Raw genomic sequence first — 26596 nt, 5'->3', positions numbered from 1 at the left:
TTCTGTGACGCGCTTGATTGCAAGGGTCACGGTTGTTTCGGTGTTGCGCCCTGCTCATCGCAAGGCGCAAACATTAGTGACTGGTTTGCAGTTTGCGTTCCAAATACATCGAATAACGCGACATAGAGAAACAGAAGATAAAGAACACAAGGGCGATAAACCCATACAGTTCCCAGATAATCCCGTTCCATGCAGCGTCCGCACGAATATTGGTGGTCAGACCGATTGGATCTAACAGACCAATAATCGACACCAACACTGTATCTTTGAACAAACCGATAAAGGTTGAAACGATCGATGGGATCGAAATTTTCAACGCTTGTGGCATGATAATCAGGCGTGTTGATTGCCAGAAATCCAACCCCAAACTGTCTGCACCTTCGTATTGGCCTTTGGGCAACGCGGCCAAACCACCGCGAATAACCTCGGCCATATAGGCAGATGCAAACAATGTTACCATGATGATAACGCGCAAAATAATGTCAAACGTCGTGCCAGGTGGCAGGAAGTAGTTCAACAAAACCGATGCCACAAACAACAGCGTAATCAACGGCACACCGCGAATAAATTCGATGAACCCAACACAGATTGCTTTGACGATCAAAAGATCAGATTGGCGCCCAAGTGCCAGTAAAACCCCGATCGGCAAGGACATCACAATCCCTGTAATACCGATCAAAACCGACAGCATGAAACCACCAAATTTCGCAGATTCAACCGCTTCCAATCCCAGTGGAATAATGCTGTGCAATCCGTTTGAAACAGGATTTGCCAGCAGCAACCACCACAACACAGGCACAAGGAATGCCGCAATCGTTGCTGGCAAATTACCAAACTTTGCCCCGATCAACGCATAGGCAACACCGCCCAAAACAAAACCGGCAAGCGCAACAATCGGAACCCAGATTGAACCACCCCACAAGAGCCAAAAGCAAAGGAATGGAAAGATCGCTGAAAACCAAAGCATTTTGCGTGGCAGTTTATCAAACAACACAGGTGCCAAGGCAACCAGCATCAAGATAAATGCAACAATCGGACGCCAATAAAGCTCGGCAGGGTAGAACCCAAAAACAAGCTGTAAAAAACGTTCACGGATAACCGCCCAACATGCACCATGCGTTCCTTCGCCATATGCGGCTGCGATCATGGATCGACATTCGCTCAGGCTATTTGCGGTCCAAGATGATTGGAACATCCACGGCAATACGTGGCTGAGGATGACATAAAGAAATGCCAAGGATGCGAGAGTTAAAATGCTGTTTGGAATCGATGAAAACAGGTTTTCACGAAGCCATTTAACGATCCCAGCTTGCGCCACAGGTGGCGCCTGTTCAGGGAGCATTTCCGTACGGACATAAGATAATTTTGACATATCAGCGCTCCTGCAACTTTACGCGTTCATTGTACCAGTTCATGATCGTTGAAATGGTTAATGAAATCACAAGATAGATCCCCATCAGGATAATCAGACATTCCATTTCACGCCCTGTTTGGTTCAATGTGATACCACCCAAAGTCCCGGTAATATCCATATACCCCACCGCAATCGCCAAAGACGAGTTTTTGGTCAGGTTCAAATATTGTGAAATCATTGGTGGAATAATCACGCGTAACGCTTGAGGCAAGATCACCAAATTCATGATGCGCCCGGGGCGTAACCCCAATGCAGCGGCTGCTTCTGATTGGCCCTTGGAAACGGCCATAATACCAGAACGCACTGTCTCGGCGATAAACGCCGCAGTATAAAGCGACAACGCCAACCATAACGCGATCAACGAGTTACGCATATAAATACCACCAGCAAAGTTGAAACCCTTGATTGCAGGTATTTCCAAATCAATCGGCTTGCCCATGATGAAAAAGATCAACAAGGAAGGTACAATCAAAATCGCCAGCTTGATCCAAAACGTAGGCAAAATTTGCCCTGTCTGTTCTTGGCGCGCCTTGGCCCATTTGCCAAAGAAAAAGATCGCCGCCAATGATGCAATGAATGCCGCGATAACTATGCCAGAACCTGCGTTAAAGATAGGCCCGGGCAGATAAACACCACGGTTTGTAATCGCAACGGATTCAAATATCTTCATCGTCGCAGCAGGGTCTTCACCGCGAAAATCCCTTGGTTGTGGGAATACTTCGATGAAAATCGCCATCGCCATCAGGATCCATAGCAATACGGGGACATTGCGGAAACCTTCGATGTAAACGGTCATTAACCGTGACACCAACCAGTTTTTAGACAGACGCAAAACACCGATCAACACGCCCAATATGGTCGCGGTGATGCAGCCCAAAACGGCCACCAATAATGTGTTCAAAACACCAACCAACGCCGCACGGGCGTTTGTCATTTGTGAATTATATTCAATCAACCGTTGGTTAATGTCATAGCCCGCGGGTTCCCACAGAAACCCAAAGCCAAGCGGCTTACCCAGCGCGGCCAAATTGACCAATGTGTTGTTTATCAACCAACCGATGGCCAACAAGAAACCAATCAATGCAACAATTTGAATTGTCATTGAACGATAACGCGTGTCGTACAAAAGCTGGCTTATTCGAAACCCTTCTTGGGGTGGGTCCGTTATAACTGACATAATGTCCCCCTGTTTTTGGTACAGAAAATCCGCATCGTCGCAATCGCGGCGGTGACTGAAATTCCCTGCATTTTATTATTATTGTTGTATAGGCAAAAGGGCGCGGTCATTGCCGCGCCCTTTCAAATTCCGATTAACGGAATGGTGGTGAATAAAGCAGACCACCATTTGTCCACTGTGCGTTCAAACCGCGAGAGATACCAATCGCTGTTTTCTCACCGATGTTGCGCTCAAAGATTTCGCCGTAGTTGCCGCCAGCAGCAATCGCGTTCTTTGCCCAATCAGCAGACAGACCAAGCATTTCGCCCAGGTTGCCTTCTGTGCCCAACAGACGGTTGATTTCAGGGTTGTCACCCGCAGACATCGCAGCTTCTTTGATGTTCGCTGATGTGATGCCCAGCTCTTCTGCTGTGATCAACGCGTTCAATGTCCAACGTGCGATATCCGCCCATTGGTCGTCGCCGTGGCGTACAAGTGGGCCCAAAGGCTCTTTTGAAATGATCTCTGGCAGAACAACGTGGTCGCCAGGATTTTCAAATGTTGCACGTGTCGCAGCCAAACCAGATGCGTCCGTTGTGTAAACGTCACATGCACCAGCAAGGTATTGTGCTTGTGCTTCTGCGTTTGTTTCGATTGGCACTGGCTCATACGAAATGTTGTTTGAGCGGAAGAAGTCAGCCAAGTTCAATTCGGTTGTTGTACCTGTTTGGATACAAACAGTTGCAGTGTCCAAATCTTTTGCAGAGCTTACGCCCAATGCTTTTGGAACCATGAAGCCCTGACCATCGTAGTAGTTTACACCTACGAAAGTGAATTTCAGGTCAACGTCACGGCTGAATGTCCATGTTGTGTTACGTGCCAACAGGTCGATTTCACCAGATGCCAACGCAGTAAAACGTGTTTTACCTGTTGTTGGTGTGAATTTAACCGCTTGTGGATCACCCAAAACAGCAGCAGCAACCGCACGACATACTGCAACGTCGAAACCGTCCCAGTTGCCATTCGCGTCAGCAGCAGCAAAACCAACCAAGCCGGTGGTCACACCACACTGCAAGAAACCTTTTGCTTTAACTTCGTCCAATGTACCAGCTGCAGCAAAACCTGCTGCAAGCGTGGCAGCGGCGACTGTGCCGATAAATGTAGATTTTTTCATTTTTACCTCATCCTGATGTAGCCCTAGAATTCGGGCTGATATTCCAATCTTGCGATCAGACTTACAGGCCAAGAGACTCCCCCTTAGCGCTGGCGGTTATTGTGGGGCGAATATGGCGTATGGGTCAAGGGTTGATTAAGGGTCGTAAGGTAACAATATTTTACGCCTAAAATTAGGTCGCTAAAACTTACCCAATGGCAAAAAATTATTCAAACTTGCGACAATCGCAACACATACCCGCTATGCTGTCAGCGCATTAAGTCAACTAAGCTGACTTAATATTTGCATTTTGATCAATTTTTGACGCTTGCCTAAAATTTAGGACGCACGATAAAACTTTAACGCGAATTCAAATTCTTTTGCTTTCGCCGCTTCTTTGATTTCTGCGTCTTCATCTGCGCCCCACTGTTCTTTTTGCCAGTGCTCATCCACGCGCGATGCGGCAAATGCCTGTTCCAGCGTCAGGTGATTCGCAACCAAAGCCAGTGCCAAAACCAGCGATCCCGATATCGCGACCAGATCGTGCATGGCCGCGATTTGAAACGGGTTCATGTCCTGTAATTTGGATTTTAGCTGTGCCACAGATTGATCGGGCTGTGCCACATACATAACACCCGTGGTGACATTAAGTGGTGCGTTCAATTCCTTTGCCGCCCATGCCAAAATCGGATCCCAAGCCGCCGCTTGGCGTTGCACCAACGCCTCTGGGCTGTCAGCGCGGTAACACAATAAATCCGTGCCACCATATTCACCAATACCATCCACCACCGTTTGCGTATTCACCGTGATCGTATCAATCGTTGCATTTGTAATGCGCGTAGCGTGCATCACCGATAAATCAACTTTGCCCTCTGGTGCATCCCATTCATCGCGCACCATTTCTGCCAATGCTTGTGTTGGGACAATAAACATTGCCTTTTCTGGTGTGCGCAAATGGTGTTGATCCAGCTGAATGCCAAATCCCGCATCGCTTTGCGTGATTGTCACATCTTTCCAGAACCGTTTCTTTAACGATGGTGTCACTTCATATCCTCAAACGGGTCAACAGGGGCGTATTTGGTTTGCCAATTAAACATGTCCCATGTTTTTTGCATGTGATCTGGCAATTCTGCCGTCAGGTGCAATTTGTTTTTTGTGATCGGGTGGGTCAATGTCAATGACCGTGCATGCAGATGCAATTTGCGGCTGATGTCGCCACCCAATTGCGCACCCCAGCCATCGCCATCATTGGTTTGCGCGTTGGTGCCGTATTTGCCATCGCCCACAATCGGGCTACCCAGCTCGGCGATATGTGCACGCAATTGATGGGTGCGACCGGTGATCGGCACCATCGCCAACCATGATGCGCGTTTACCCACGTCTTCTAATACCATGTAATCGGTGGTGGCGTGTTTCGCGCCCTTGTGATGCTCCACCTCGCGCGGGTGGATACAGATCATCTTTTCGCCCGCTTGGTTTGGGCCATGCCCTGCGGCCTTGACCAAGCCAAATTTGATCGTGCCCAGATTTGGCGTAGGGCATCCGGCCACGGCGGCCCAATAAATCTTGCGGGTTTCGCGTGATTGAAATGCCTTGGCCAATCCGGCAGCGGCCTTGCCATTGCGCGCCAACAACATCACACCCGATGTGTCTTTGTCCAAACGATGCACCAGCTTTGGTTTCGCGTCATATCCAAATTTCAACGCCTCGGACAAACCATCCAGATGTTTCGTCTGTTTCGACCCACCCTGCACCGCCAACCCTGCGGGTTTGTTGATCGCGATAATATCGTCATCTTTGTAAATCACACAGGCTTGGATCATTTCTGCATCCGCTTTGGTGATATTCATCGCGCGTTCACCGCGTGGTTTTTCTTCGGCATCGCTGATCGGGGGGACGCGCACAGATTGACCAGATTCAACACGTGTTGATGCCTTGACCCGTCCACCATCCACACGGATTTCGCCCTTGCGACACATCTTTTCGATACGCACTTGGCTCAGATGTGGGAAAATCTTGCGCATCCAACGATCCAGGCGCTGCCCGTCATGATCTTCGGCGACTTCCAGTAATTGAACACCACTCATTGCGCAAAGCTCCTTGCGATAAAAACAGCAACGAAAATCGCAGCCAATGACAATACGACGGACGCCAGAACATATCCAAATGCCGCCGCCGCACGATCGGTTTCAATAAGGCGAAGCACGTCCAATGAAAAGGCACTAAATGTGGTAAAACCACCCAGCAACCCCACCATCACCAATGGCACCCAACGATCCAACCCATTGTCCACAAACATCACAAATACCAGACCCATGATGAATGACCCCAATACATTCACCACCAATGTGCCATACGGAAATGCCACGCTGATCCCAACGAGATAACGCAGCATCGCGCCCAAGGCGCCACCAATTGCAACATGCAGTAAACTCATGGCCTGTCTGTCACGTGGAACGCGCCCATTGTCAACCTTTGCCACGCTTTGCGCGCAGCTTTGCGAAATAATCAATGCGTTTTTTCATTTCCCGCTCAGCCCCGCGATCAACAGGCAGATAATATATCCCGCGCGCCATATCGTCGGGGAAATAATTTTGGCCAGAAAACCCATCTTCGGCATCGTGATCGTAATCATAACCTTCGCCATAACCGATGTCTTTCATCATCGCCGTTGGCGCGTTCAAGATATGTTTGGGCGGTGGTTTCGAACCAGTTTTTTCCGCCGCTTTCATCGCGGCCTTATATGCCACATAGGATGCGTTGGATTTGGGCGCGAGTGCCAGATACACCACCGCTTGCCCCAAAGCCAATTCGCCCTCTGGGCTGCCAAGGCGTTCGTATGTTTGCCATGCCTGCAAACATAAATGTTGCGCTTGCGGGTCGGCCAACCCGATGTCCTCGACCGCCATGCGCGTGATGCGCCGCGCCAAATATCGTGGGTCTTCGCCACCCTTGAGCATTCTTGCAAACCAATACAGTGCCGCATCAGGGTCGGAACCACGCACGGATTTGTGCAATGCGGAAATCAGATTGTAATGTTCTTCACCCGATTTATCGTATTTTGGCGCTCGCTTGGACAGGCGTTTGGCCAATTCATCCACATCAACCTTTTTGGTATCAGACCAGCCAAAACACTGTTCCGCCAAATTTAACAGGCTGCGCCCATCGCCATCGGCCATTTCCAACAATGTTTCACGCGCCTGCCCCGTCAGTGGCAGGGATTTTTTCAATTCCTTTTCTGCGCGTTGCAACATCAATTCCAATTCCGCCAATGACAGGCGTTCTAAAACCATGACCTGAGCACGCGACATGAGCGCTGCGTTTAATTCAAACGATGGGTTTTCTGTGGTCGCGCCGACCAGAATAATTGTGCCATCCTCCATGAATGGCAAAAATCCGTCTTGTTGCGCTTTGTTGAATCGGTGGATCTCGTCCACAAACAATAACGTGCCACGACCGTTTTGCGCGCGTAGTCGCGCCGATTCGAACACTTTCTTTAAATCTGCCACACCGGAAAAAATCGCGCTGATTTGGACGAAATGTAGGTCCACCTCATCCGCAAGCAATCGCGCTAGGGTTGTTTTTCCAACCCCTGGTGGGCCCCAAAATATCAACGATGACAGGCTTCCCGCATCCAGCATGGTGCGCAAGGGGCCGCCTTGGCCAACAACCTGTTGCTGGCCAATAACATCATCAAGCGCACGCGGGCGAATACGATCCGCCAAAGGGCGCTGCGCATTTTGCGTCTGATTTTCTGTGCTGGTGTGATCGAATAAATCTGCCATCCGCAGATCATAATACTTTCAATAAAAAATTCCTATGACGAGTTTCCGCAGAGCCTCGGAAACCCGCCAGCTGGAGATAATATTATTAGTGTAAATGTGTTCCCAAATGCATTTGCGCAACTTGATGCGGCACACCGTCAATTTTCAAAACGGGGCCAGCGGCATTTGCCTCGATGCCCAAACGGCGGACCCAACGTGGCCACAATGCTGGAACCAAACCAAACAGTTGTGTCGCACCTTTTTCGCGTGATGCTTTGATCAATTCGCTCATCAGGTTCATTTGAACTTTCATGCGCTGTTCTGCGGGTACGTGGCTTGATACAAACACACGTGATCCTTCCCAGATGTTGGCGGCAACAGGTGCCTCTGCATCCATCAGGTTTGCAGGAATCGAATCCAGCAATCCACGTTGCGCATCACGAATCATATATGAATAGATACCACAGCGCGCATTGGTTGGTGTCATACGTACACCAGCCAGAATTTGGTTGTTCTCATGCACAGCAATCCAGCGGCTTGATGGATTGTCATACTGATCGTATTCCATCCCGTCCGCTTCTGGCAGATCCCATTCTTTTTCCACGATAAAACAGTTACGTCTTGCGCGCAGTAAATTAGAAAACAAATCACCATGATGGTGAATATTGTCGAAAGATAATGTAGTCGTTTGCATTGTAAGCCTCCAGCTTGTCCCAGTATTTAATTGAGCTGGCGGTCCATAATCCTACAAAAGACGATAATCCTTTGCCCTTTGTATTGCTTCGGCAGTTGTTCGAGCTAACAATCGGTTCCTAGCCGATGTTAACCTGACCTTTAATGCACTCTCTGAAATCCCTAGTCGTGCCGCCGCTTCCGCATGGCGATGTCCCGCTGCTATTAGTCCCAAAGCCTCCTGTTGAGCCTGTGTCAGACTCTCGGGCGGTTCTGTTTTTTCATGAAGATATTCAACCAACCGTTTAACTTCGGCCATTTCTTCATCATTGTACTCACGATCATTACGCGAAGCGGTTCCAATTGAACGCGAGCCTAACGGGCCACACGACACAGCAACACCATACTTCATACCATACTCTGCAGCCTGACCCATAATATTGAACGGATCAGGAATCTTAATCTCACTCCAGCGATTCACTCCTTTCTTAGAGAACGCCCATGCGATCAACGGATCACGCACCACGTATACATTCGCGGTGTAATGATCCTGCCATTCTTGTGAATACGTGCGCAGCGTAATCAGCGGCGACGTGAAACGAATATGCATTCCCAAAAAATAACCAGAAGGCGAAAGTGCCTCCAGTCGATGTAACTCGTTATCTAAACCTATTATTCTAGACATGTCTTTTTAGACAAGTTGCAATTGAACTCGTCAACCTTAAATTGTTATTTGAAACGTACAGGAGCCTGTTCCTTATTATGCAGAACGCAGCAAATATTAACACAATCGCATTCTTAAGTGCCATGAAATATCCAATCGACCAGCGGTTGAGTTTACTTGCTGAATTAGGCGCTAAGGTTATGAAGGCAAACGATTTATTGCAAGAAAATAGTGACGCTATCGTAAACGCAAAGTCGTAACGTCGTAATTTTGCGCCAGGTTTAATATTCACCAAATGCAAAAGGCCCCGAGAATCGGAGCCTTTTTTTAGTTACCGTAACGTAAACGTACGTTTTCGGTCTTATTCTTCGATTTCTTCCGCTGCAACGCGGGCTTTGTCGCCAGCGCCTTTTGCGTTTACGTCGCGGTCAACAAATTCGATAATCGCCATTGGTGCCATGTCGCCGTAACGGAAACCAGCCTTCAATACGCGCACATAACCACCGCTGCGGTCTTTGTAACGTGGGCCCAAAACTTCGAACAATTTCGCAACATATGCTTCTTGTTTCAATTTTGATGCTGCTTGACGACGCGCGTGCAAATCGCCGCGTTTTGCCAATGTGATCATTTTTTCGATGATTGGGCGCAATTCTTTTGCTTTTGGCAAAGTCGTTTTGATTTGCTCGTGTTCAATCAAAGAGCCAGCCATATTCGCGAACAACGCTTTACGGTGTTCGTGTGTGCGGTTTAGGCGGCGATAGCCTCTTGCGTGACGCATGATATATATCCTTCTTTCGTCTCGTTTTACTTTGTCTGGCGAGCCTGCGTGGGTCTCACACTCCTTGGGGCGTTATTGCCCGAGACAGTCATGTTGCCAATCCCGTCATGTTCCCCACCATGCGTGGGCATTTTTACACCAAGATGTCGTTGCATCCCGATGGGTTGAGCGGGCCCGAAAGCCCGCCCGAATTCATTAAAACTGGTCTTCGAATTTCTTGGCCAGCTCTTCGATATTGTCCGGTGGCCAATCCACGATATCCATACCAAGGTGCAAGCCCATACCTGTCAGCACTTCTTTGATTTCGTTCAAAGATTTGCGGCCAAAGTTCGGCGTGCGAAGCATTTCTGCCTCTGTTTTTTGGATCAAATCGCCAATGTAAACGATGTTGTCGTTTTTCAGGCAGTTTGCAGAACGTACAGACAGTTCCAATTCGTCCACTTTCTTCAACAATAGTGGGTTGAATTCCAACTCGTCTTCTTCGTCTTGGCGTGTTGCGGCTTCTGGTTCGTCGAAATTCACGAACACAGACAACTGGTCTTGCAAAATACGCGCAGAAAACGCGATTGCGTCTTCTGGTGATACAGACCCGTCTGTTTCCACTTTCATGGTCAGCTTGTCATAATCCAAAACCTGACCTTCACGTGTTGGCTGAACGTCATAAGAGACCTTCACAACAGGTGAAAACAACGCATCAATTGGGATCAAACCAATTGGCGCATCTTCTGGGCGGTTTTTGTCAGCGGCGACATAACCTTTGCCCGTTTCAACGGTCAATTCCATGAACAAGTTCGCGCCATCATCAAGGTGACAGATCACGTGTTCTTTGTTCAAAATTTCGATGCCTGCGGTTTCTGAAATGTCACCTGCGGTAACAACACCAGGACCTTTGGCAGAAATCGCCAAACGCTTTGGACCTTCGACTTCCATGCCGATGGCAACGCCTTTTAGGTTCAAAACGATGTCTGTTACGTCTTCGCGAACGCCCGCAACAGATGAAAATTCATGCAGAACATTGTCGATTTGCACAGATGTGATTGCCGCACCTTGCAAAGATGACAACAAAACGCGACGCAGCGCGTTACCAAGTGTCAGACCAAAACCACGTTCCAGCGGTTCAGCTGTTACAACAGCTTGACGCAACGGGTCATTGCCTGGCTTGATTTCCAACTGTGTTGGACGAATAAGCTCTTGCCAATTCTTATGGATCATATGGGCCTCCATTCTTGTTCGCTGGTATGGATCCGAACCAGTGAACGCTCGAGGTTGAAATGACGGAAGGGCCAGCCCCGAACAGGGACCGGCCAATAATAATTAAACGCGACGACGCTTTGGTGGGCGACAGCCGTTGTGCGCCATTGGTGTAACGTCACGAATTGATGTGATGTTCAAACCAATTGCCGCCAACGCGCGCAATGCTGATTCACGACCAGAACCGGGGCCTTGAACTTCAACTTCCAAAGTTTTCATGCCGTGTTCTTGTGCTTTTTTACCAGCATCTTCAGCAGCCATCTGCGCCGCATAAGGTGTTGATTTACGTGAACCTTTGAAACCCATTGTGCCAGCAGACGACCATGAAATGGCGTTGCCTTGCGCATCGGCGATCAAGATTTTTGTGTTGTTGAAAGAAGAGTTTACATGCGCAACACCAGATGTGATGTTTTTGCGATCTTTACGCTTCGTACGTGTTTCACGTGCCATGTTATCAGCTCCCCTTATTTCTTCTTACCAGCAATGGCCTTTGCAGGGCCTTTGCGTGTACGTGCATTTGTGTGGGTGCGCTGACCACGAACCGGCAATCCGCGACGGTGACGCAAACCACGGTAGCAACCCAAATCCATCAAGCGTTTGATGTTCATGGATACTTCGCGGCGAAGGTCGCCCTCTACGTCAAAATTCGCGTCGATATATTCGCGAACGGCCAAAACTTCGGCGTCCGACAATTCGTTTACGCGACGTGTTACGTCAATTTTTACATCTTCACAGATTTTCGCCGCAGATGTGTGGCCGATACCTGTGATATATGTGAGGGCAATTGGAACCCGTTTATGTGTGGGCAAGTTAACGCCAGCAATACGTGCCAAGTCGTTTATCCTTCAAGGTTGCGGTTCCGTATCTCCAGAACCTATTTTCACAACGAAGCCCAGCGATTTGCGCTGGGCTGATTTAGGTTTCTACGCCACCCTGACACTTTGGCGATTCGCCAGTTTTCAGGAAAACCACAGGGGTTTTGGCCTAGAAGTGTGTGCCATATGGGAAATTGGCAAAAACGTCAAGTGCACAAGGGGTAAATAACCCCTTAAGATACCGCATCCATTGCTTTGGCAATATCTGATGCAACGCCGTCAATGGTGCCAAGCCCGTCAACCTGTTGCAACAGACCTTTGGCATAGTAATAGCCCAACAATGGCGACGTATCCTTGTAATAGGCCATCAAGCGAATTTTCAACGCTTCTTCATTGTCATCGGCGCGTGCTTCTTTGCCAGCGGCGATGGCCTCTTGCGCACGTCCAACGATACGCTCGACCAAAATATCATCATTCACTTGCAACTGAATAACGGTGTCCAGCTTTTGCCCAACACGGTCCAACAAATCACCCAATGCATCGGCCTGTGCCAATGTGCGTGGGAACCCATCGAAAATGAAACCATTGCCCGCGTCGCCGCCAGTGAGCTTTTCTTCGATCAAACCGATCACGATTTCATCCGTAACCAATTCACCGCGTTCCATCACGCCTGCAACCATCTTGCCCATTTCGGTGCCTGATGATTTCGCGGCGCGTAGCATATCACCGGTGGATAATTGCACCATGCCACGTTCGGCAACCAAACGTTCTGCTTGTGTGCCTTTACCTGCGCCCGGTGGGCCTAAAAGAATAATGTTCATTGGCGCGAGCCCTCCCAAACTAGCGACGTGGCTTTCTGCGGCGTGCCTTTGCACGGTTCTTGCCCGTCAATTTCGAACGCTCGATCAAGCCTTCGTATTGATGTGCTAGCAGATGTGACTGCACTTGGTTAATGGTATCCATTGTCACACTCACCACAATTAGTAGCGAAGTACCACCAAAGTAGAATGGAATCGCCAGCTGACTACGCAAAATTTCGGGCAACAAGCACACGAAAGACAGATAAGCCGAACCCAGAACCAAAATACGTGTGGTTACATAGTCCAAATATTCCTGTGTTTTCGCACCGGGGCGAATCCCTGGCACAAAACCATTTTGCTTTTTCAGGTTATCCGCAACCTCATCCGATTTGAATGATACGTTCGCGGTGTAAAAATAGCTAAAGAACACGATCATCAAAACAAAGAACACCAAATACAATGGTTGCCCCGGGCCCATATAGGCCAACAAAGTGTTCATGAACGGTGATGTTTGCGTGCCAGAAAACGTCGAAACGGTTGTGGGCAACAACAACAATGCAGAGGCAAAGATCGGTGGGATCACGCCCGCGGGGTTCAATTTGATCGGCAGATGGCTTGATTCACCACCATAAACCTTCATGCCCACTTGGCGTTTGGGGTATTGGATGTGGATCTTGCGCAATGCACGTTCCATAAACACGATAAACGCAATCACGGCCACGATCATAACCATCACGCCAATAATCACCGCTGGTGACAATGCGCCTGAACGCCCTTGCACGAAAAACTGAGCCAAGGCCGCAGGCAATTCGGCAACGATACCCACGAAAATAATCAACGAAATACCGTTACCAATGCCGCGTGCGGTGATTTGTTCACCCAGCCACATCAGGAACATCGTACCGCCCACCAATGTGATGATACATGGCAATTGGAATGTCAGGAAACCGGGTGAATGCGCCAGATCGCTGGCCTCGATCCCCTTGGACAGGCCATAAGCCTGAAAGAACGCCAATAAAACCGTACCATAACGGGTGTATTGGTTGATTTTCTTGCGCCCTTGTTCGCCTTCTTTTTTCAACTGCTCCAATTGCGGCACCATCGCCGTCATCAACTGAACAATGATCGAAGCCGAAATATAAGGCATGATTCCCAGCGCAAAGATCGCCATACGGCCAATCGCACCGCCAGAGAACATGTTCAAAATGCCGCCAACGCCTGTTTGCGCCTGTTCAACGAATTGGCGCAACGCTTCTGCGTCGATGCCAGGAACAGGGATGAATGTACCAATGCGGTACACGATTAACAGACCAAGTGCGAAAAGAATGCGTTGTTGCAATTCTTTTGCTTTACCAAATGCACCCCAGCTTAGGTTGGATGCCATTTGTTCTGCGGCTGAAGCCATGTTTAGTAAACCTTTCAAAAACAAACGTCGCGATATCCTGTTTCCAGATACCGCGACGCAAGAAACTGTTTGAAATGTAAGTCGCGACGGCGCGACCTACAAGTGTTATTCCGCCGCTGCTTCCGCTTTTGGCGCAGTTGTTACTGTCAGTTTACCGCCAGCTTTTTCAACAGCAGCGATTGCTGATTTAGAAGCACCGGAAACTGTGATGTCCAGCTTCGCTTTCAACTCGCCTTTGGCAAGGATACGAACGCCGTCTTTCACGCGACGAACCAAACCTGATTCAACCAATACAGCCTCTGTAATTGGCTTTTTCGCGTCCAGTTTTTTCTCGTCGATAAATTTTTGCAACAGACCAAGGTTCACAACAGCATGTGTTTTGGCGTTGATGTTGTTAAAGCCGCGCTTTGGAAGACGCATATACAATGGCATTTGACCGCCTTCGTAACCGTTCAATGATACACCTGAACGTGATTTTTGGCCTTTGATACCACGACCACCCATTTTACCTGTACCAGAACCTGGTCCACGGCCAATGCGCTTGCGTTTTTTGTTGGCACCTTTGTTATCTGAAAGCTGATTCAGTTTCATGTCGCTATCTCCTTTTGCCGGAACTACCCCCGATTAGCGACAAAGGGGCAAACACGGCGTTTCACAAAATTGATTCTGGTAATCCAGAACCACTTGGGGCGTATACGCGCCAATGCATCGGGTTTCAAGACCCAACAGCGCACGCAAGTTTAACTAAATCGCAACCGATGGTGCGTATAACAATCCTTGAGCTCACTGTGGTAAACCTTTGCACGCTTAACAAACGTGCAATACGCCATAACCGATACGATCATCTGTGCACCGGATTAAAGCCCCGGCGCACACGGTTCAGGATTTCTCCCCTGTACGGCAACACCGCAACGGCGGGCCCGCCAATTACCATAACGATGACAATAATCGCTATCCCCTGCCAATGTACCCCACATTGGCGGGCGCTTTGCGTGGCGCAAAACCCGCGCCTTGGTTTATTCTTTCAAAAACCGTCATAAACCGCTTTGCCTTGGGGCAATTTTCGCTAGCGTGGCGATAAATTGATTTAAGGTTTCAATATGTCCCCACGCTGGTTGGTCTTTGCCCCTGTTATTTTTCTGCTGCTCTGGTCTGGTGGCTATACCGTTGCGAAAATCGCGCTGGAATCTGCCGAACCGATGACGCTGCTTGCGCTGCGATACGGTTGTGTCTTGGCCATTATGATCCCGCTGTTTTTTATCATCCGCCCGCCCCTGCCCGAACGCCGTGCCGATTGGATGCATTTGGCCATCGTCGGTTTTTTAATCCAAACCGTGTATTTCGGATTTTGCTGGCTGGCGTTTCGCGTGGGCGTGGCGGCGGGAACCGTGGCACTTGTCATGTCATTTCAGCCCGTGTTGGTTGCATTGATCGCCCCGCGTTGGACGGGTGAACCCGTTGGCATGCGCCGCTGGATTGGTCTGATCATCGGATTGGTCGGCACGGCAATCGTAATCAATTCACGAACCGAGGTCGCTGGCGCTGGGTTGATCGGCTATTTCTTTATGATCATGGGGTTGCTTGGCATGACCATTGCATCGCTTTGGGAAAAACGCTTTGGGCGCTCGCATCACCCGATTACGCAAAACATGATCGGATATGGCGCAGGCTTTATCGGGGTTTTGCCATTCATGTTGACGCTCGACACAATGCATATCGATTGGAATTGGGAATTTGGCATTGCGGTGGCTTATCTGGTGTTGTGCAACTCGATCCTTGCCATTGGATTGCTGCTCGCCATGATCCGCGCAGGTGACGTCAGCGCGGTAAGCTCGCTGATGTTCCTCGTCCCGCCCATCGCCGCCCTGATGGCATGGATCGGCCTTGGCGAAATCCTTCCACCCATTGGCTGGCTTGGCATGGTGATCGCAGCGGTGGGCGTCTATCTGGCAACGCGAAAAAATGCGGTGGGGTAGATAGGCGGTGCATTTAAATTGCAACATCAGGACTTCGGGGTGGTTGCGATAGCGCCCTCCCCATGAGATGTACGGAATTACAAATCAATTCCCCACTTTATACATTCCAACTTTAAAATCAGCTATTTAGAGCAAAATTAATGACAGTGCAGGGGCTTTGAACCCGCATGACAACATTGCCCTTTAGGTGATGACTTTCGGCATCCACCACTATGACCAGTCTCATTTGAAAAGGAATTTAGCCCTAATTGTTGAGCGGATGCAAAAGGTGTCATTACTAAAAGATTCAATGATAACGCGAGTGTAAGTACCAGTTTCATGAGAATTTCCTAAATGAATATAAGTATATATTTAACCTAATATTAATAAAGGTTAACGGAACTTAACTCGCCAATCAAGCGAGATCAAAATACAATTTTCACCCGCAAAATAAAAAACGCCCCGCAGTTTCCTACGAGGCGTTCTAATTTTAAACTCAAAGTAAGGTAAGGTATTTTGCCTAACGGCAAAAACTGTCCGGTATTTTGCCTTGCGGCAAAAACCGTTGCTAACCCTTCTCTTCGATGATCTCCACCATGTGGGAAACTTTGCGCACCATGCCGCGTACTGCTGGTGTATCTTCCAACTCGCGTGTTTTGTGCATTTTGTTTAGGCCAAGACCGATCAGCGTTTGACGCTGTTTGGCTGGGCGACGGATTGGTGAACCAATCTGTTTTACAACAATCGTTTTTGCCATGGTTTAAGCCTCCGCAGCTTCTTTAGGCAGAATGTCAGAGACCTTCTTGCCGCGACGCTGTGCAACATTGCGTGGTGATGCTTCTTTGGTCAGACCGTCCATTGTTGCGCGGATCATGTTATATGGGTTTTGTGACCCAATTGATTTCGCAACAACGTCTTGTACGCCAAGCATTTCGAAAACGGCACGCATTGGACCACCTGCGATGATACCAGTACCTTGTGGTGCTGTGCGCATCACAACTTTACCTGCGCCGTGACGACCATTTACGTCGTGGTGCAATGTACGACCTTCACGCAATGGAACGCGGATCATTTGGCGTTTTGCTTGTTCGGTAGCTTTGCGAATGGCTTCTGGAACCTCTTTCGCTTTGCCTTTACCGAAACCAACACGGCCTTTTTGATCGCCAACAACAACCAATGCCGCAAAACCAAAGCGCTTACCGCCTTTTACTGTTTTGGACACACGGTTGATCGCAACCAGACGATCTGCAAATTCAGGTGCTTCATCGCGTTCGCGACGTCCACCACGGTTATCTTCTCTAGCCATTGCGGCCTCCTAAGATTGGGCATTGCCCGTTAATGTCAATCCAAGTGGGATAAAACATCCCCCGGATCATCGAGGAGGGCAGAACGCCCTCCTGCAATTTTAGAATTTCAGACCGCCTTCGCGGGCTGCGTCTGCAAGTGCTTTCACTTTGCCGTGGAAGATGAAACCACCACGGTCGAAATAACACTCTTCAACACCTGCTTTTTTCGCACGTTCTGCAATTGCAGAACCCACTTTTGCGGATGCTTCAACATTGTTTTTGCCAACAACGCCCAAACCTTTTTCAAGGCTGGATGCGGATGCCAATGTTACGCCGTTCACATCATCGATCAATTGAACGCTGATGTTTTTAGATGAACGGTGTACGCTCAAACGTGGGCGACCGTTAGCCACCTTACGCATTTTGTTCCGGTTGCGCATGCGGCGCTTGAGGAACAGAGTTCTTCGAGAAATAGCCATATTATGCGCTCCTTACTTGGTTTTCCCTTCCTTGCGGAAGATATATTCGTCTTTGTATTTGATACCTTTGCCTTTGTATGGCTCTGGCTTACGGTATTCGCGGATTTTCGCGGCAACCTGACCAACGATTTGCTGATCAATACCTTCGACGATGATTTCAGTTGGCTTTGGTGCAGTCACAGTCACTGTGTCTGGAACCGCGAAAATAACATCATGTGACAGGCCAAGTGCCAATTTCAGGTTTTTACCCTCCATTGCAGCACGATAACCAACACCGTTAATTTCCAGCTCTTTCTTAAAGCCTTCGGTCACACCAGTTACCAAATTGGCAACCTGTGTGCGTGACATGCCCCACTGTTGACGCGCACGTTTGGATTTACCACGTGGCATTACTTGTACCGCGTTGTCTTCCAATGTGATTGTTACGTCATCAGTTGCGTTAAAGGTGCGCACACCTTTTGGGCCTTTGATTTCGACAGTTTGACCTGAAACAGATGCAGTTACACCTGATGGCAGTTCAACCGGTTTTTTACCAATACGAGACATCAAAACCCCCTTAGAAGATTGTGCACAACACTTCACCGCCAACATTGGCAGCACGTGCTTGTGCATCTGACATCACGCCTTTTGGCGTAGAAACGATTGCAACACCCAGACCTTGACGAACTGTTGGGATCTCTTTGGACGCGGAATAAACACGGCGACCAGGTGTAGAAACACGTTTCAGTTCTTTGATCACAGGTTGACCGTCGAAGTATTTCAAAGAAATCTCCATTTCAGGGTGGCCTGCATCGGATGTTGATGATTCATAACCGCGGATATAGCCTTCGTTCGCAAGAACATCGAGCACCCAACCACGCAGCTTTGACGCTGGTGTTTTCACAGTTGACTTGCCGCGCAATTGAGCATTGCGGATGCGTGTCAACATATCACCGATAGGATCGTTCATAAAATCTCTCCCTTACCAGCTTGACTTGACCATGCCAGGAATCTGACCGTCAGACGCCAATTGGCGCAACGCGATACGTGACATTTTCAGTTTACGATAATAAGCCTTCGGACGACCCGTTACCTGACAACGATTGTGCAGACGAGTTGCAGAAGAATTGCGCGGAAGTTCGGCCAATTTCATGCCAGCCTTGAAACGCTCTTCTACTGGAAGATCTTTATTGTTGATGATTTCTTTCAACGCGGCGCGTTTAGCAGCATATTGTGCGACTAATTTTTCACGCTTTACCTGACGTTGAACCATTGCAGCTTTTGCCATAGTGTTTCTCCTTCCGCGATCAGTTAGTGAAAGGCATGTTGAATTGCTTCAACAGGCTCTTTGCTTCTGCATCTGTATTCGCGGTCGTGCAGATTGCGATGTCCATGCCCCACATTTCGTCAACTTTATCAAAGTTGATTTCTGGGAACACGATATGCTCTTTCAAACCCATGGCATAATTGCCATTGCCGTCAAAGCTTTTGCCTGACACACCGCGGAAGTCGCGGATACGAGGCATAGCAACGGTGATCAAACGATCCAAGAATTCGTACATCTTGGCGCCGCGCAACGTTACCTTACAGCCCAAAGGCATGTCTTCACGAACGCGGAAACCAGCGATTGATTTCTTTGCTTTCGTGATCACAGCTTGCTGACCTGCGATTGCAGTCATGTCAGCAACAGCAGAACGGATTTTTTTCGTGTCGTTAACAGTTTCACCAACACCCATGTTCAACACGATTTTTTCCAATTTTGGGATCATCATGTCGTTCTTGTATGCATACTCTTCTTTCAAAGCAGCACGCACTTTGTCTGTGTAAACAGTTTTCAAACGTGGAGTATAATCAGCCATCGATCAACGCTCCTGATTTTTTAGCAAAGCGTACTTTTTTGTCGCCTTCCATTTTGAAACCAACGCGTGTTGCGCCGCCTTCTTTTGGATCAACGATTGCCAAGTTTGACAATTGGATTGGCATGTCCGTTGGAACACGACCACCCTGTGACGCTTGTGATTGTTTTGTGTGACGGATCGCTTGGTTAACACCAGTTACGATTGCCTTGCCTGTTGACGGGCTTACAGATGCGATAACACCTTCTTTGCCTTTGTCTTTGCCAGTTAGGACAATAACCTTGTCACCCTTTTTCAATTTCGCAGCCATCTTACAACACCTCCGGTGCAAGTGAGATGATTTTCATGAAGTTTTTCGCGCGCAATTCACGAACAACTGGGCCAAAAATACGTGTGCCCATTGGTTCATTTGAATTGTTCAAGATAACAGCAGCATTACGATCGAAACGAATTGCTGTGCCGTCTTCACGACGAACTTCTTTGGCTGTACGTACAACCACCGCCTTGCGAACGTCACCTTTTTTCACGCGACCACGTGGAATGGCTTCTTTCACAGAAACGACAATAACGTCTCCAACAGAAGCATACTTCCGTTTAGAGCCGCCTAAAACCTTGATGCACTGAACACGGCGCGCGCCGCTGTTGTCAGCTACATCCAGATTTGTTTGCATCTGAATCATTGAGTTTCCTCCGACCTTTGGGGACGATGCAATTTACGCCCCACGGTTTCGTTAAACCGGTTGGTTTGCTGTTGGCTTACGCCTCTGGCAAAACCTCCCAGCGTTTCGTTTTAGAGATAGGGCGGCATTCTTGAATGCGAACCTTATCGCCGATCTTAAAAGTGTTCTTTGGATCGTGGGCCCGGTATGTTTTGGACTTACGGATCGTTTTTTTCAAAACAGGGTGCTGAAACGCACGTTGAACAGAAACAGTGATTGTTTGCTCGTTTTGATCGCCGGTCACAGTGCCGCTAAGTATACGCTTTGGCATCTTACGCTTCCTTTTCAGCAGCTGCAGCAGCAGCTTTTTGGTTTAGAATAGTTTTTACACGTGCTGCATCGCGACGCGCAGCTTTCATACGTGCAGTACCTTCCAACTGGCCAGTGGCCTGTTGGAAACGCAGATTAAACTGCTCTTTTTTCAACTGAGCCAGCTCTTCTTGAAGCTGATCAGGCGTTTTATCGCGTAGTTCGTTGGCATTCATAGCCTTTTCCTTTCAACATCACTGGTAGGCCCCATTTGCATGTGTATCGCACACGCGCAGGTCACCGTGATTCCAGTGGAGTACATGATGAAGGCGCTCTTTAGCGGGGATTCCCCAATATGGCAAGGGGGAAAGCCAGACTCATTTGGATTTGGGCGAAAGGTGGTATCGCAACCTTGACCCACATCAAAGACGCCCCACCGTAATATGTTACAATACCCTTAAATCCAAACGGAAAGGGTAAAAACATGTTTCGTAAAATTGTTGTTGGGCTTGATGGATCAGCGATGTCTGAAACCGCGTTGCAAATGGCCTGTGATTTGGCGGGGAAATATGGGTCTGAATTGCATTTGGTGCACACGCCCCAGCCCCAAACCGTGGCCTATGCGATGGGCGCGGTTGGTGGGTATCATGCGGTCACCACCATGCCAGACCCATCAGAGGTGAAAGAGGCCTCTGATAAAATCATCAATTCTGGCAAAGAGATCGCAAAATCCATGGGGCAGACCATCACCCACATCCATTCCGATATCGGCGACCCTGCAACAGAAATTGTGAAGGTAGCAGAAAACTGCGGTGCGGATTTGATAGTAACAGGGCGCCGTGGGCTTGGCACCATTGGCAGTTTGATCCAAGGCAGCACATCACAAAAAATCAACCATCTGGCAAAATGCGCCTGTTTGACGGTGGCTTGATCTGTGACATTGCCCAACGCGGTGTGGTCGAAACTTCGTTTCGCCTATACCGCGGCGCTGCTTGCCCTACTCCGACAGGTGGTAATTGAAACTCACCGATATCCGTTCATCATCGGACATGTTCATCGGCACCTCGTGGCGCAGCCAGCTTTCCCAGAGCAGAACATCACCAACGCTTGGCTCAACATAAACGAAATTGCGTTGATCCTTGCGCGCACCTTTCTTGCGAATGGGTGCTGCCATCATCATGGCGGATCGCGGGTCTTCGAATTTGATCGCGCTCGCATCGGTTGGCATGGTCACATATGTTGTGCCGCTGATCACACTGTGGGGGTGAATGTGGGATGTATGAATCCCACCCGTTGGCAGGATATTGATCCAGATTGAATCAAGTGAAAGCGATTTGCCATCCAGATCAAATTCCAAATCTTTGGCAAATGCGGCGACATGTTTATCCAATGCCGCAACCACGTCCTTAAAAATCGGAAAGCGCCACGCCAGATCATCAAGCGATGCATAACTGGTGTAGCCAGGGAAATCGTTTTCCTCGCACCATTCTTGCCCCGCCTCGTCATCATCGGCGATGGACAAACACGTGTTTTCCAATTCCCCTGCATCAATGGCATCACCATGCGCATTCAGCGTGGATTGATATAGGCGGGTCACAAAGAGAGATTCGATCTGGGTCATGCCCTTTCATAGCGCAAGGCTAACGCCAAACGCCAGCTAGAACAGGACGAGCATGTTTACATGAAATATCTGGGGAAGGTTTGCACGGATTGAACAATAAATCTCATAAGCATTGATTTATCATGATCGGCATCATTTATGTCCGCGCCCCCGCGAACGGCAAATCAAGAGCGCGTGGCCACGCCCCCGTGTGCGGAGTTGATCAGTGACAAGATATGCCGTTGCCCCGCGCATCAGCGTATACTGGCAGTAGTCCAAAATAAATCGGCGCGAACCTTATCACCGCCTTCGAGCTCGTTATCACGCAGGGCAGCAAAATATTTAATGTTAGATGCGCACTTATCAGCACCCTTTTTGCTCTTACCACGAATGACATCTAAATCCGCCTCTGTCCCACCGTTTTCCAAGAATGCGTTTTTAAATCGCCGAAAATCATCACCTGTCGTCGCCGCGCGTTTAACGGGATTTTTTTGACCTTGATACATAGCAGCGAAATGCGTTTCAAAATTCGTTTCAACGAATTTTGGCGCATCGTGTTCGCCCCAAGTCATTAGCCCCCAGAGACCTTTATTCGCATAGATTTCACACAACTCTGGTCGATCCTGCAATCGGATCAGATTCTGAACATACTCATCAATAATCAATTTAAGCGATGCGTCAGGCGCGTATTCCAGATTGGATTTAAGTCGATCCACCGTATCATCAAGCCATTGTTCGAGTTTTGGCTTACCGTCATCTTTTTCGGTGATCACGCGTTTTACCACCTGAACATATTCCTCCCCTTCGGTCGGGAAATATTTTGCCAGCGCAATATAAAAGCCTTTGTCTTCACCGGCTAATAGCTCTTGGACTATCTGTTCATCGCTTGGCTCTATCCTTTGGGTGGTTTGGGCATATGATGTGGTTGCTTGCGCGAACCCTAAAACAGCCACAACCCACACACTGGTAACAAATTTACGCATCACGATAATGTACCCCACAAATATATTCACCGCATTATTCAACCACGCGTTGATGATACATTCAAATGTAAAAACCCCCAACCAAACGGTCAGGGGTTTTAAATTTTTTAAACTGGTGTGCAGCCCCAGATTTTCGCTTGCGCGTAAATTTGGCTCACGAACGCGGTTCGCTGCTTACCAATCTTCGCGTTGAACGACGCGTGTTTTTACAGGCAATTTCATTGCAGCAAGGCGCAACGCCTCAACAGCAACGGCCTCTGACACACCGTCGATTTCAAACATGATACGACCTGGTTTTACTTTGGCAGCCCAAAATTCCACAGAACCTTTACCTTTACCCATCCGAACTTCGGTTGGTTTTTTGGTGACAGGAAGATCTGGGAAAATACGGATCCAAACACGGCCTTGACGTTTCATGTGACGTGTCATCGCGCGGCGAGCCGCCTCGATTTGACGTGCAGTGATACGCTCTGGCTCGATTGTTTTCAAACCGAATGAACCAAAGTTCAGATCAGAACCGCCCTTGGCTTGGCCTTTGATACGACCTTTGAACGCCTTGCGGAATTTAGTACGTTTTGGTGAAAGCATTATATCTCTCCCTTTCGCTTAACGGCGTGGCGGGCGATTGCCGCCTTGTGGACGTGGTCCACCGCTGTTTTGCATTTCTTCTACACGACGATCGCGCGCGGCTGGATCATGTTCCATGATCTCACCCTTAAAGATCCAAACTTTGATACCGATGATACCATAAGCTGTCAGACCTTCTGCACGGGCATAGTCGATATCCGCACGCAATGTGTGCAACGGAACGCGACCTTCGCGGTACCATTCAGTACGCGCGATTTCAGCACCACCAAGACGACCAGCACAGTTGATACGAATACCAAGCGCGCCCATACGCATTGCGTTTTGCACCGCACGTTTCATCGCACGACGGAAAGACACACGGCGTTCCAGCTGTTGTGCAACTGATTCAGCAACCAATTGCGCATCCATTTCTGGTTTGCGAACTTCGACGATGTTCAGGTGCAATTCTGACTCTGTCAGGGCTGCAACCTTTTTACGCAAAGTTTCGATATCCGCGCCTTTTTTACCGATGATCACACCAGGACGTGCAGAGTGGATTGTCACGCGGCATTTTTTGTGTGGGCGTTCAACGATCACACGTGCAACACCGGCTTGCATGCACTCTTTCTTGATGAATTCACGGATTTTGATGTCTTCCAACAACAGGTTACCATAGTTTTCGCCTTCGGCGTACCAGCGGCTATCCCATGTACGGTTGACTTGCATACGAAAGCCAATTGGATTGATCTTTTGACCCATTATGCTTGCTCCTCTGATGGCTGACGCACTTTGATCGTGACCTGTGCGAAAGGTTTCAGGATTTTACCGTAACGACCACGTGCCCGAGGACGACCACGTTTCATTGTCAGGTTCTTACCAACATAAGCTTCTGCAACGATCAATTCGTCCACATCAAGGTTATGGTTGTTTTCCGCATTCGCGATTGCAGATTGCAACGTTTTCTTTACGTCTTCTGCGATACGCTTTTTGGAGAATGTCAAATCAGCAAGCGCCTTTTCAACTGGCTTGTTGCGGATCATTTGCGCAACCAAGTTCAGTTTCTGTGGGCTAGTGCGGAGCATGCGAGATACGGCATACGCTTCGTTATCTGCAACGCGACGAGGGTTCTTAGACTTACTCATGGCTTATTTCCGCTTCGCTTTTTTATCAGCCGCGTGACCGTAATAGGTACGGGTCGGGCTGTATTCACCAAATTTCTGGCCAATCATATCTTCTGATACGTTTACCGGAATGTGCTTTTGGCCGTTATAAACGCCGAAAGTCAGACCAACAAATTGTGGCAGAATCGTCGAACGACGAGACCAGATTTTAATTACATCATTGTTACGGCCAGATTCGCGAACTGCTGCGGCTTTTTTAAGCACGTAAGCATCGACAAATGGGCCTTTCCATACTGAACGAGACATCGATTAACGACCCTTCTTCTTGGCGTGACGCGAACGGATAATGTATTTATCCGTGGTCTTGTTGGAACGGGTGCGTGCACCTTTGGTTGGCTTACCCCATGGTGTCACTGGGTGACGACCACCGGATGTACGACCCTCACCACCACCATGTGGGTGATCGACAGGGTTCATAACCACACCACGCACAGACGGGCGGATGCCCTTGTGGCGGTTACGGCCAGCTTTACCAAGGTTTTGGTTGCTGTGATCAGGGTTTGATACAGCGCCCACAGTGGCCAAACATTCTTGGCGCACCAAACGCAATTCACCAGAAGACAGGCGGATCTGCGCATAGGAACCATCACGACCAACGAATTGAGCATAAGTACCAGCAGAACGTGCAAGCTGTGCACCCTTACCAGGTTTCAATTCGATGTTGTGAATGATTGTACCGATTGGCAAACCAGTAAAAGGCATTGTGTTGCCAGGCTTAACGTCAGCCTTGGCAGAAGAGATCACCTTGTCACCAATTGCCAAACGTTGTGGCGCGATGATGTAGGATTGTTGACCATCTTCGTAGCGGATCAAGGCGATGAATGCTGTCCGGTTAGGGTCATATTCGATACGCTCAACTGTCGCTGGTACGTCAAATTTGTTACGTTTAAAGTCAACGATACGGTACAGGCGTTTCGCCCCACCGCCTTTGCGACGCATTGTGATCCGTCCGGTATTGTTACGACCGCCGTTTTTTGTCAAACCCTCTACGAGTGATTTAACTGGGCGACCTTTCCAAAGCTCGGAACGGTCAATCAGAACCAACCCACGTTGGCCTGGCGTCGTCGGTTTATACGACTTAAGTGCCATTCTTTCTGTCTTCCGTTTTGTGTTCGACACCGAAATATTCGGGCCGAAAGTTTGCGCGGCCCCGTAGGTCCGCAAGTGTATGTGGCCCCTTATGCGATAACGCCATAGGTCCACGGTTATTCAGGGAAAACCCCAATTATTCCAAAACCAAACGGCCTCGGAACGAATCCGAAGCCGGCTGATTGGTGGGGAGTATCAGGGAAAGCTGCGGGTGGCAAGTGGTTGGGTGCTGTTTTTGTTGGGGTTATACAACTAAAACCAATAACCGTTTCTTATGGAGCTATTTATAATCTTTCCTCAACAACAACGACATCGCCGACGGAGGGCGATTTCCGCTCCCTTTGATTTGGGATGCGATCTTCGCCCCATCTTGTTGGAACTCTTTGAGTCTATCCTGAACGTCTCCGATCTCACCTACATTTAGATTCACTCTTAAAATTGTACCCGGAAACGAAGTTACATGGTTGTACTTATTTTTGGGCGTTAGGTTTATTGCGGTGTTGCCACTCGCCATCACGAAATTACCACCATTTCGAGCAAGTCGACTTGTCATGTACAATCCGTAACCCGAATTAAACCAATTTTCAGAGCGACGCGGCTCATGTGTCTGTCTAGCCCCATTTTTCTGTACCACTAATTTTGGCTTTCTCTAATAAGGTTTCTGGAACTGGCGGGCGCATATTCAATGCCTGGTGTGGCCTGATGTGGTTATATTCTCTGAGCCACAGATTTATAGCCACCTGTGCTTGCCTGACACTGTGGAACCATTCGGCGTTTAGCA

At 48.8% G+C, this 26596-nt stretch carries 37 protein-coding genes; 2 read left to right on the top strand and 35 right to left on the bottom strand.

What is annotated here, in order from left to right; translation table 11 throughout:
- Positions 1–73 precede the first annotated feature (73 nt).
- The 16 genes from BFP76_RS05565 to rplO form a co-directional block, all read right to left on the bottom strand.
- Positions 74–1372 (bottom strand): amino acid ABC transporter permease, encoded by a 1299-nt coding sequence (locus BFP76_RS05565; protein ID WP_099592200.1) that lies wholly within the window; start codon positions 1370–1372, stop codon positions 74–76.
- 1 nt (position 1373) lies between these two features.
- On the bottom strand, positions 1374–2591 hold the full coding sequence (locus tag BFP76_RS05560; protein WP_099592199.1) for an amino acid ABC transporter permease: 1218 nt from the start codon (positions 2589–2591) through the stop codon (positions 1374–1376).
- Positions 2592–2724: 133 nt separating this feature from the next.
- Positions 2725–3744, bottom strand: a complete 1020-nt coding sequence (locus BFP76_RS05555) for an amino acid ABC transporter substrate-binding protein (protein WP_099592198.1) — start codon at positions 3742–3744, stop codon at positions 2725–2727.
- A 318-nt stretch (positions 3745–4062) separates the two neighbouring features.
- Positions 4063–4767: an ATP12 family chaperone protein gene (locus BFP76_RS05550; RefSeq protein WP_099592197.1), complete on the bottom strand. Its 705-nt coding sequence runs from the start codon at positions 4765–4767 to the stop codon at positions 4063–4065.
- Positions 4764–5810 (bottom strand): RluA family pseudouridine synthase, encoded by a 1047-nt coding sequence (locus BFP76_RS05545; protein ID WP_099592196.1) that lies wholly within the window; start codon positions 5808–5810, stop codon positions 4764–4766. Before BFP76_RS05545 ends, BFP76_RS05550 begins: the two co-directional genes overlap by 4 nt.
- On the bottom strand, positions 5807–6160 hold the full coding sequence (crcB, locus tag BFP76_RS05540) for a fluoride efflux transporter CrcB (RefSeq protein WP_099593897.1): 354 nt from the start codon (positions 6158–6160) through the stop codon (positions 5807–5809). The genes BFP76_RS05545 and crcB overlap by 4 nt, the downstream gene beginning before the upstream one ends.
- A gap of 31 nt (positions 6161–6191) precedes the next feature.
- Entirely contained in the window at positions 6192–7508 is a 1317-nt protein-coding gene (locus BFP76_RS05535) for a replication-associated recombination protein A (RefSeq protein WP_099592195.1), read from the bottom strand.
- Between the two features lie 85 nt (positions 7509–7593).
- Positions 7594–8181 carry an acyl-homoserine-lactone synthase gene (locus tag BFP76_RS05530; RefSeq protein WP_099592194.1) on the bottom strand — a complete coding sequence of 196 codons (588 nt, stop codon included), beginning with the start codon at positions 8179–8181 and terminating at the stop codon, positions 7594–7596.
- Between the two features lie 51 nt (positions 8182–8232).
- Positions 8233–8844 (bottom strand): helix-turn-helix transcriptional regulator, encoded by a 612-nt coding sequence (locus BFP76_RS05525; protein ID WP_099592193.1) that lies wholly within the window; start codon positions 8842–8844, stop codon positions 8233–8235.
- Between the two features lie 340 nt (positions 8845–9184).
- Positions 9185–9601, bottom strand: a complete 417-nt coding sequence (gene rplQ / locus BFP76_RS05520; protein WP_099592192.1) for a 50S ribosomal protein L17 — start codon at positions 9599–9601, stop codon at positions 9185–9187.
- A gap of 195 nt (positions 9602–9796) precedes the next feature.
- The gene (locus BFP76_RS05515) at positions 9797–10813 is read right to left on the bottom strand and encodes a DNA-directed RNA polymerase subunit alpha (protein WP_099592191.1); all 1017 of its coding nucleotides are present in this window, start codon (positions 10811–10813) and stop codon (positions 9797–9799) included.
- A 102-nt stretch (positions 10814–10915) separates the two neighbouring features.
- Entirely contained in the window at positions 10916–11302 is a 387-nt protein-coding gene (gene rpsK, locus BFP76_RS05510; protein WP_099592190.1) for a 30S ribosomal protein S11, read from the bottom strand.
- Positions 11303–11316: 14 nt separating this feature from the next.
- On the bottom strand, positions 11317–11685 hold the full coding sequence (gene rpsM / locus BFP76_RS05505; protein ID WP_099592189.1) for a 30S ribosomal protein S13: 369 nt from the start codon (positions 11683–11685) through the stop codon (positions 11317–11319).
- Between the two features lie 215 nt (positions 11686–11900).
- Entirely contained in the window at positions 11901–12488 is a 588-nt protein-coding gene (locus BFP76_RS05500; RefSeq protein WP_099592188.1) for an adenylate kinase, read from the bottom strand.
- A 19-nt stretch (positions 12489–12507) separates the two neighbouring features.
- Positions 12508–13872, bottom strand: coding sequence for a preprotein translocase subunit SecY (gene secY, locus BFP76_RS05495; RefSeq protein WP_099592187.1), 1365 nt, complete (start codon positions 13870–13872; stop codon positions 12508–12510).
- Between the two features lie 105 nt (positions 13873–13977).
- Positions 13978–14463: a 50S ribosomal protein L15 gene (rplO, locus tag BFP76_RS05490; RefSeq protein ID WP_099592186.1), complete on the bottom strand. Its 486-nt coding sequence runs from the start codon at positions 14461–14463 to the stop codon at positions 13978–13980.
- 509 nt (positions 14464–14972) lie between these two features.
- Between rplO and BFP76_RS05485 the strand changes: the two genes are divergently transcribed.
- Entirely contained in the window at positions 14973–15848 is an 876-nt protein-coding gene (locus BFP76_RS05485) for a DMT family transporter (RefSeq protein WP_099592185.1), read from the top strand.
- Positions 15849–16395: 547 nt separating this feature from the next.
- Here BFP76_RS05485 and rpmD read toward each other — a convergent pair.
- The 11 genes from rpmD to rpmC form a co-directional block, all read right to left on the bottom strand.
- On the bottom strand, positions 16396–16584 hold the full coding sequence (gene rpmD / locus BFP76_RS05480) for a 50S ribosomal protein L30 (RefSeq protein ID WP_099592184.1): 189 nt from the start codon (positions 16582–16584) through the stop codon (positions 16396–16398).
- Between the two features lie 3 nt (positions 16585–16587).
- Positions 16588–17133 carry a 30S ribosomal protein S5 gene (rpsE, locus tag BFP76_RS05475; protein WP_099592183.1) on the bottom strand — a complete coding sequence of 182 codons (546 nt, stop codon included), beginning with the start codon at positions 17131–17133 and terminating at the stop codon, positions 16588–16590.
- A 99-nt stretch (positions 17134–17232) separates the two neighbouring features.
- The gene (rplR, locus tag BFP76_RS05470) at positions 17233–17592 is read right to left on the bottom strand and encodes a 50S ribosomal protein L18 (RefSeq protein ID WP_099592182.1); all 360 of its coding nucleotides are present in this window, start codon (positions 17590–17592) and stop codon (positions 17233–17235) included.
- Positions 17593–17604: 12 nt separating this feature from the next.
- On the bottom strand, positions 17605–18138 hold the full coding sequence (gene rplF, locus BFP76_RS05465; RefSeq protein ID WP_099592181.1) for a 50S ribosomal protein L6: 534 nt from the start codon (positions 18136–18138) through the stop codon (positions 17605–17607).
- A gap of 10 nt (positions 18139–18148) precedes the next feature.
- The gene (gene rpsH, locus BFP76_RS05460) at positions 18149–18541 is read right to left on the bottom strand and encodes a 30S ribosomal protein S8 (RefSeq protein WP_099592180.1); all 393 of its coding nucleotides are present in this window, start codon (positions 18539–18541) and stop codon (positions 18149–18151) included.
- 12 nt (positions 18542–18553) lie between these two features.
- Positions 18554–18859 (bottom strand): 30S ribosomal protein S14, encoded by a 306-nt coding sequence (rpsN, locus tag BFP76_RS05455; RefSeq protein ID WP_099592179.1) that lies wholly within the window; start codon positions 18857–18859, stop codon positions 18554–18556.
- A gap of 19 nt (positions 18860–18878) precedes the next feature.
- Positions 18879–19430 carry a 50S ribosomal protein L5 gene (gene rplE / locus BFP76_RS05450; RefSeq protein ID WP_099592178.1) on the bottom strand — a complete coding sequence of 184 codons (552 nt, stop codon included), beginning with the start codon at positions 19428–19430 and terminating at the stop codon, positions 18879–18881.
- Entirely contained in the window at positions 19423–19737 is a 315-nt protein-coding gene (gene rplX, locus BFP76_RS05445) for a 50S ribosomal protein L24 (protein ID WP_099592177.1), read from the bottom strand. Before rplX ends, rplE begins: the two co-directional genes overlap by 8 nt.
- A 1-nt stretch (position 19738) precedes the next feature.
- Complete coding sequence (gene rplN, locus BFP76_RS05440; protein WP_099592176.1) at positions 19739–20107, bottom strand: 50S ribosomal protein L14; 369 nt, start codon at positions 20105–20107, stop codon at positions 19739–19741.
- A gap of 76 nt (positions 20108–20183) precedes the next feature.
- The gene (gene rpsQ, locus BFP76_RS05435) at positions 20184–20417 is read right to left on the bottom strand and encodes a 30S ribosomal protein S17 (RefSeq protein WP_099592175.1); all 234 of its coding nucleotides are present in this window, start codon (positions 20415–20417) and stop codon (positions 20184–20186) included.
- Between the two features lies 1 nt (position 20418).
- Complete coding sequence (rpmC, locus tag BFP76_RS05430) at positions 20419–20631, bottom strand: 50S ribosomal protein L29 (RefSeq protein ID WP_099592174.1); 213 nt, start codon at positions 20629–20631, stop codon at positions 20419–20421.
- Between the two features lie 248 nt (positions 20632–20879).
- Between rpmC and BFP76_RS05425 the strand changes: the two genes are divergently transcribed.
- Positions 20880–21326 (top strand): universal stress protein, encoded by a 447-nt coding sequence (locus BFP76_RS05425; RefSeq protein WP_099592173.1) that lies wholly within the window; start codon positions 20880–20882, stop codon positions 21324–21326.
- A gap of 66 nt (positions 21327–21392) precedes the next feature.
- Here the strand turns inward: BFP76_RS05425 and BFP76_RS05420 are convergent, their stop codons facing one another.
- The 8 genes from BFP76_RS05420 to BFP76_RS14835 form a co-directional block, all read right to left on the bottom strand.
- Positions 21393–22016 (bottom strand): TIGR02466 family protein, encoded by a 624-nt coding sequence (locus BFP76_RS05420; protein ID WP_099592172.1) that lies wholly within the window; start codon positions 22014–22016, stop codon positions 21393–21395.
- Between the two features lie 233 nt (positions 22017–22249).
- Complete coding sequence (locus BFP76_RS05415) at positions 22250–23020, bottom strand: hypothetical protein (protein WP_133117392.1); 771 nt, start codon at positions 23018–23020, stop codon at positions 22250–22252.
- Positions 23021–23152: 132 nt separating this feature from the next.
- Positions 23153–23566: a 50S ribosomal protein L16 gene (gene rplP, locus BFP76_RS05410; RefSeq protein WP_099592170.1), complete on the bottom strand. Its 414-nt coding sequence runs from the start codon at positions 23564–23566 to the stop codon at positions 23153–23155.
- A gap of 18 nt (positions 23567–23584) precedes the next feature.
- A complete protein-coding gene (gene rpsC / locus BFP76_RS05405) occupies positions 23585–24304 on the bottom strand; it encodes a 30S ribosomal protein S3 (protein WP_099592169.1) in 720 nt (239 codons plus the stop codon).
- Positions 24304–24687 carry a 50S ribosomal protein L22 gene (rplV, locus tag BFP76_RS05400; RefSeq protein ID WP_099592168.1) on the bottom strand — a complete coding sequence of 128 codons (384 nt, stop codon included), beginning with the start codon at positions 24685–24687 and terminating at the stop codon, positions 24304–24306. The genes rpsC and rplV overlap by 1 nt, the downstream gene beginning before the upstream one ends.
- 3 nt (positions 24688–24690) lie before the next feature.
- Positions 24691–24972: a 30S ribosomal protein S19 gene (rpsS, locus tag BFP76_RS05395; protein ID WP_099592167.1), complete on the bottom strand. Its 282-nt coding sequence runs from the start codon at positions 24970–24972 to the stop codon at positions 24691–24693.
- 3 nt (positions 24973–24975) lie between these two features.
- On the bottom strand, positions 24976–25815 hold the full coding sequence (rplB, locus tag BFP76_RS05390) for a 50S ribosomal protein L2 (protein ID WP_099592166.1): 840 nt from the start codon (positions 25813–25815) through the stop codon (positions 24976–24978).
- A gap of 611 nt (positions 25816–26426) precedes the next feature.
- The coding region (locus BFP76_RS14835; RefSeq protein ID WP_165775636.1) for an integrase core domain-containing protein at positions 26427–26596 on the bottom strand (170 nt) is incomplete at its 5' end.

The sequence above is a fragment of the Paramylibacter kogurei genome (assembly GCF_002742285.1).
GTDB lineage: Bacteria > Pseudomonadota > Alphaproteobacteria > Rhodobacterales > Rhodobacteraceae > Amylibacter > Amylibacter kogurei.
This window is presented reverse-complemented; position numbering and strand designations above follow the sequence as displayed.

What these genes read in the sequence shown, in the direction of transcription:
- BFP76_RS05565 (WP_099592200.1), bottom strand. Translation starts at nt 1,372, where the DNA reads ATGTCAAAATTATCTTATGTCCGTACGGAAATGCTCCCTGAACAGGCG.
- BFP76_RS05560 (WP_099592199.1), bottom strand. Translation starts at nt 2,591, where the DNA reads ATGTCAGTTATAACGGACCCACCCCAAGAAGGGTTTCGAATAAGCCAG.
- BFP76_RS05555 (WP_099592198.1), bottom strand. Translation starts at nt 3,744, where the DNA reads ATGAAAAAATCTACATTTATCGGCACAGTCGCCGCTGCCACGCTTGCA.
- BFP76_RS05545 (WP_099592196.1), bottom strand. Translation starts at nt 5,810, where the DNA reads ATGAGTGGTGTTCAATTACTGGAAGTCGCCGAAGATCATGACGGGCAG.
- crcB (WP_099593897.1), bottom strand. Translation starts at nt 6,160, where the DNA reads ATGAGTTTACTGCATGTTGCAATTGGTGGCGCCTTGGGCGCGATGCTG.
- BFP76_RS05535 (WP_099592195.1), bottom strand. Translation starts at nt 7,508, where the DNA reads ATGGCAGATTTATTCGATCACACCAGCACAGAAAATCAGACGCAAAAT.
- BFP76_RS05530 (WP_099592194.1), bottom strand. Translation starts at nt 8,181, where the DNA reads ATGCAAACGACTACATTATCTTTCGACAATATTCACCATCATGGTGAT.
- BFP76_RS05525 (WP_099592193.1), bottom strand. Translation starts at nt 8,844, where the DNA reads ATGTCTAGAATAATAGGTTTAGATAACGAGTTACATCGACTGGAGGCA.
- rplQ (WP_099592192.1), bottom strand. Translation starts at nt 9,601, where the DNA reads ATGCGTCACGCAAGAGGCTATCGCCGCCTAAACCGCACACACGAACAC.
- BFP76_RS05515 (WP_099592191.1), bottom strand. Translation starts at nt 10,813, where the DNA reads ATGATCCATAAGAATTGGCAAGAGCTTATTCGTCCAACACAGTTGGAA.
- rpsK (WP_099592190.1), bottom strand. Translation starts at nt 11,302, where the DNA reads ATGGCACGTGAAACACGTACGAAGCGTAAAGATCGCAAAAACATCACA.
- BFP76_RS05500 (WP_099592188.1), bottom strand. Translation starts at nt 12,488, where the DNA reads ATGAACATTATTCTTTTAGGCCCACCGGGCGCAGGTAAAGGCACACAA.
- secY (WP_099592187.1), bottom strand. Translation starts at nt 13,872, where the DNA reads ATGGCTTCAGCCGCAGAACAAATGGCATCCAACCTAAGCTGGGGTGCA.
- rplO (WP_099592186.1), bottom strand. Translation starts at nt 14,463, where the DNA reads ATGAAACTGAATCAGCTTTCAGATAACAAAGGTGCCAACAAAAAACGC.
- BFP76_RS05485 (WP_099592185.1), top strand. Translation starts at nt 14,973, where the DNA reads ATGTCCCCACGCTGGTTGGTCTTTGCCCCTGTTATTTTTCTGCTGCTC.
- rpmD (WP_099592184.1), bottom strand. Translation starts at nt 16,584, where the DNA reads ATGGCAAAAACGATTGTTGTAAAACAGATTGGTTCACCAATCCGTCGC.
- rpsE (WP_099592183.1), bottom strand. Translation starts at nt 17,133, where the DNA reads ATGGCTAGAGAAGATAACCGTGGTGGACGTCGCGAACGCGATGAAGCA.
- rplR (WP_099592182.1), bottom strand. Translation starts at nt 17,592, where the DNA reads ATGGCTATTTCTCGAAGAACTCTGTTCCTCAAGCGCCGCATGCGCAAC.
- rplF (WP_099592181.1), bottom strand. Translation starts at nt 18,138, where the DNA reads ATGTCTCGTATTGGTAAAAAACCGGTTGAACTGCCATCAGGTGTAACT.
- rpsH (WP_099592180.1), bottom strand. Translation starts at nt 18,541, where the DNA reads ATGAACGATCCTATCGGTGATATGTTGACACGCATCCGCAATGCTCAA.
- rpsN (WP_099592179.1), bottom strand. Translation starts at nt 18,859, where the DNA reads ATGGCAAAAGCTGCAATGGTTCAACGTCAGGTAAAGCGTGAAAAATTA.
- rplE (WP_099592178.1), bottom strand. Translation starts at nt 19,430, where the DNA reads ATGGCTGATTATACTCCACGTTTGAAAACTGTTTACACAGACAAAGTG.
- rplX (WP_099592177.1), bottom strand. Translation starts at nt 19,737, where the DNA reads ATGGCTGCGAAATTGAAAAAGGGTGACAAGGTTATTGTCCTAACTGGC.
- rplN (WP_099592176.1), bottom strand. Translation starts at nt 20,107, where the DNA reads ATGATTCAGATGCAAACAAATCTGGATGTAGCTGACAACAGCGGCGCG.
- rpsQ (WP_099592175.1), bottom strand. Translation starts at nt 20,417, where the DNA reads ATGCCAAAGCGTATACTTAGCGGCACTGTGACCGGCGATCAAAACGAG.
- rpmC (WP_099592174.1), bottom strand. Translation starts at nt 20,631, where the DNA reads ATGAATGCCAACGAACTACGCGATAAAACGCCTGATCAGCTTCAAGAA.
- BFP76_RS05425 (WP_099592173.1), top strand. Translation starts at nt 20,880, where the DNA reads ATGTTTCGTAAAATTGTTGTTGGGCTTGATGGATCAGCGATGTCTGAA.
- BFP76_RS05420 (WP_099592172.1), bottom strand. Translation starts at nt 22,016, where the DNA reads ATGACCCAGATCGAATCTCTCTTTGTGACCCGCCTATATCAATCCACG.
- rplP (WP_099592170.1), bottom strand. Translation starts at nt 23,566, where the DNA reads ATGCTTTCACCAAAACGTACTAAATTCCGCAAGGCGTTCAAAGGTCGT.
- rpsC (WP_099592169.1), bottom strand. Translation starts at nt 24,304, where the DNA reads ATGGGTCAAAAGATCAATCCAATTGGCTTTCGTATGCAAGTCAACCGT.
- rplV (WP_099592168.1), bottom strand. Translation starts at nt 24,687, where the DNA reads ATGAGTAAGTCTAAGAACCCTCGTCGCGTTGCAGATAACGAAGCGTAT.
- rpsS (WP_099592167.1), bottom strand. Translation starts at nt 24,972, where the DNA reads ATGTCTCGTTCAGTATGGAAAGGCCCATTTGTCGATGCTTACGTGCTT.
- rplB (WP_099592166.1), bottom strand. Translation starts at nt 25,815, where the DNA reads ATGGCACTTAAGTCGTATAAACCGACGACGCCAGGCCAACGTGGGTTG.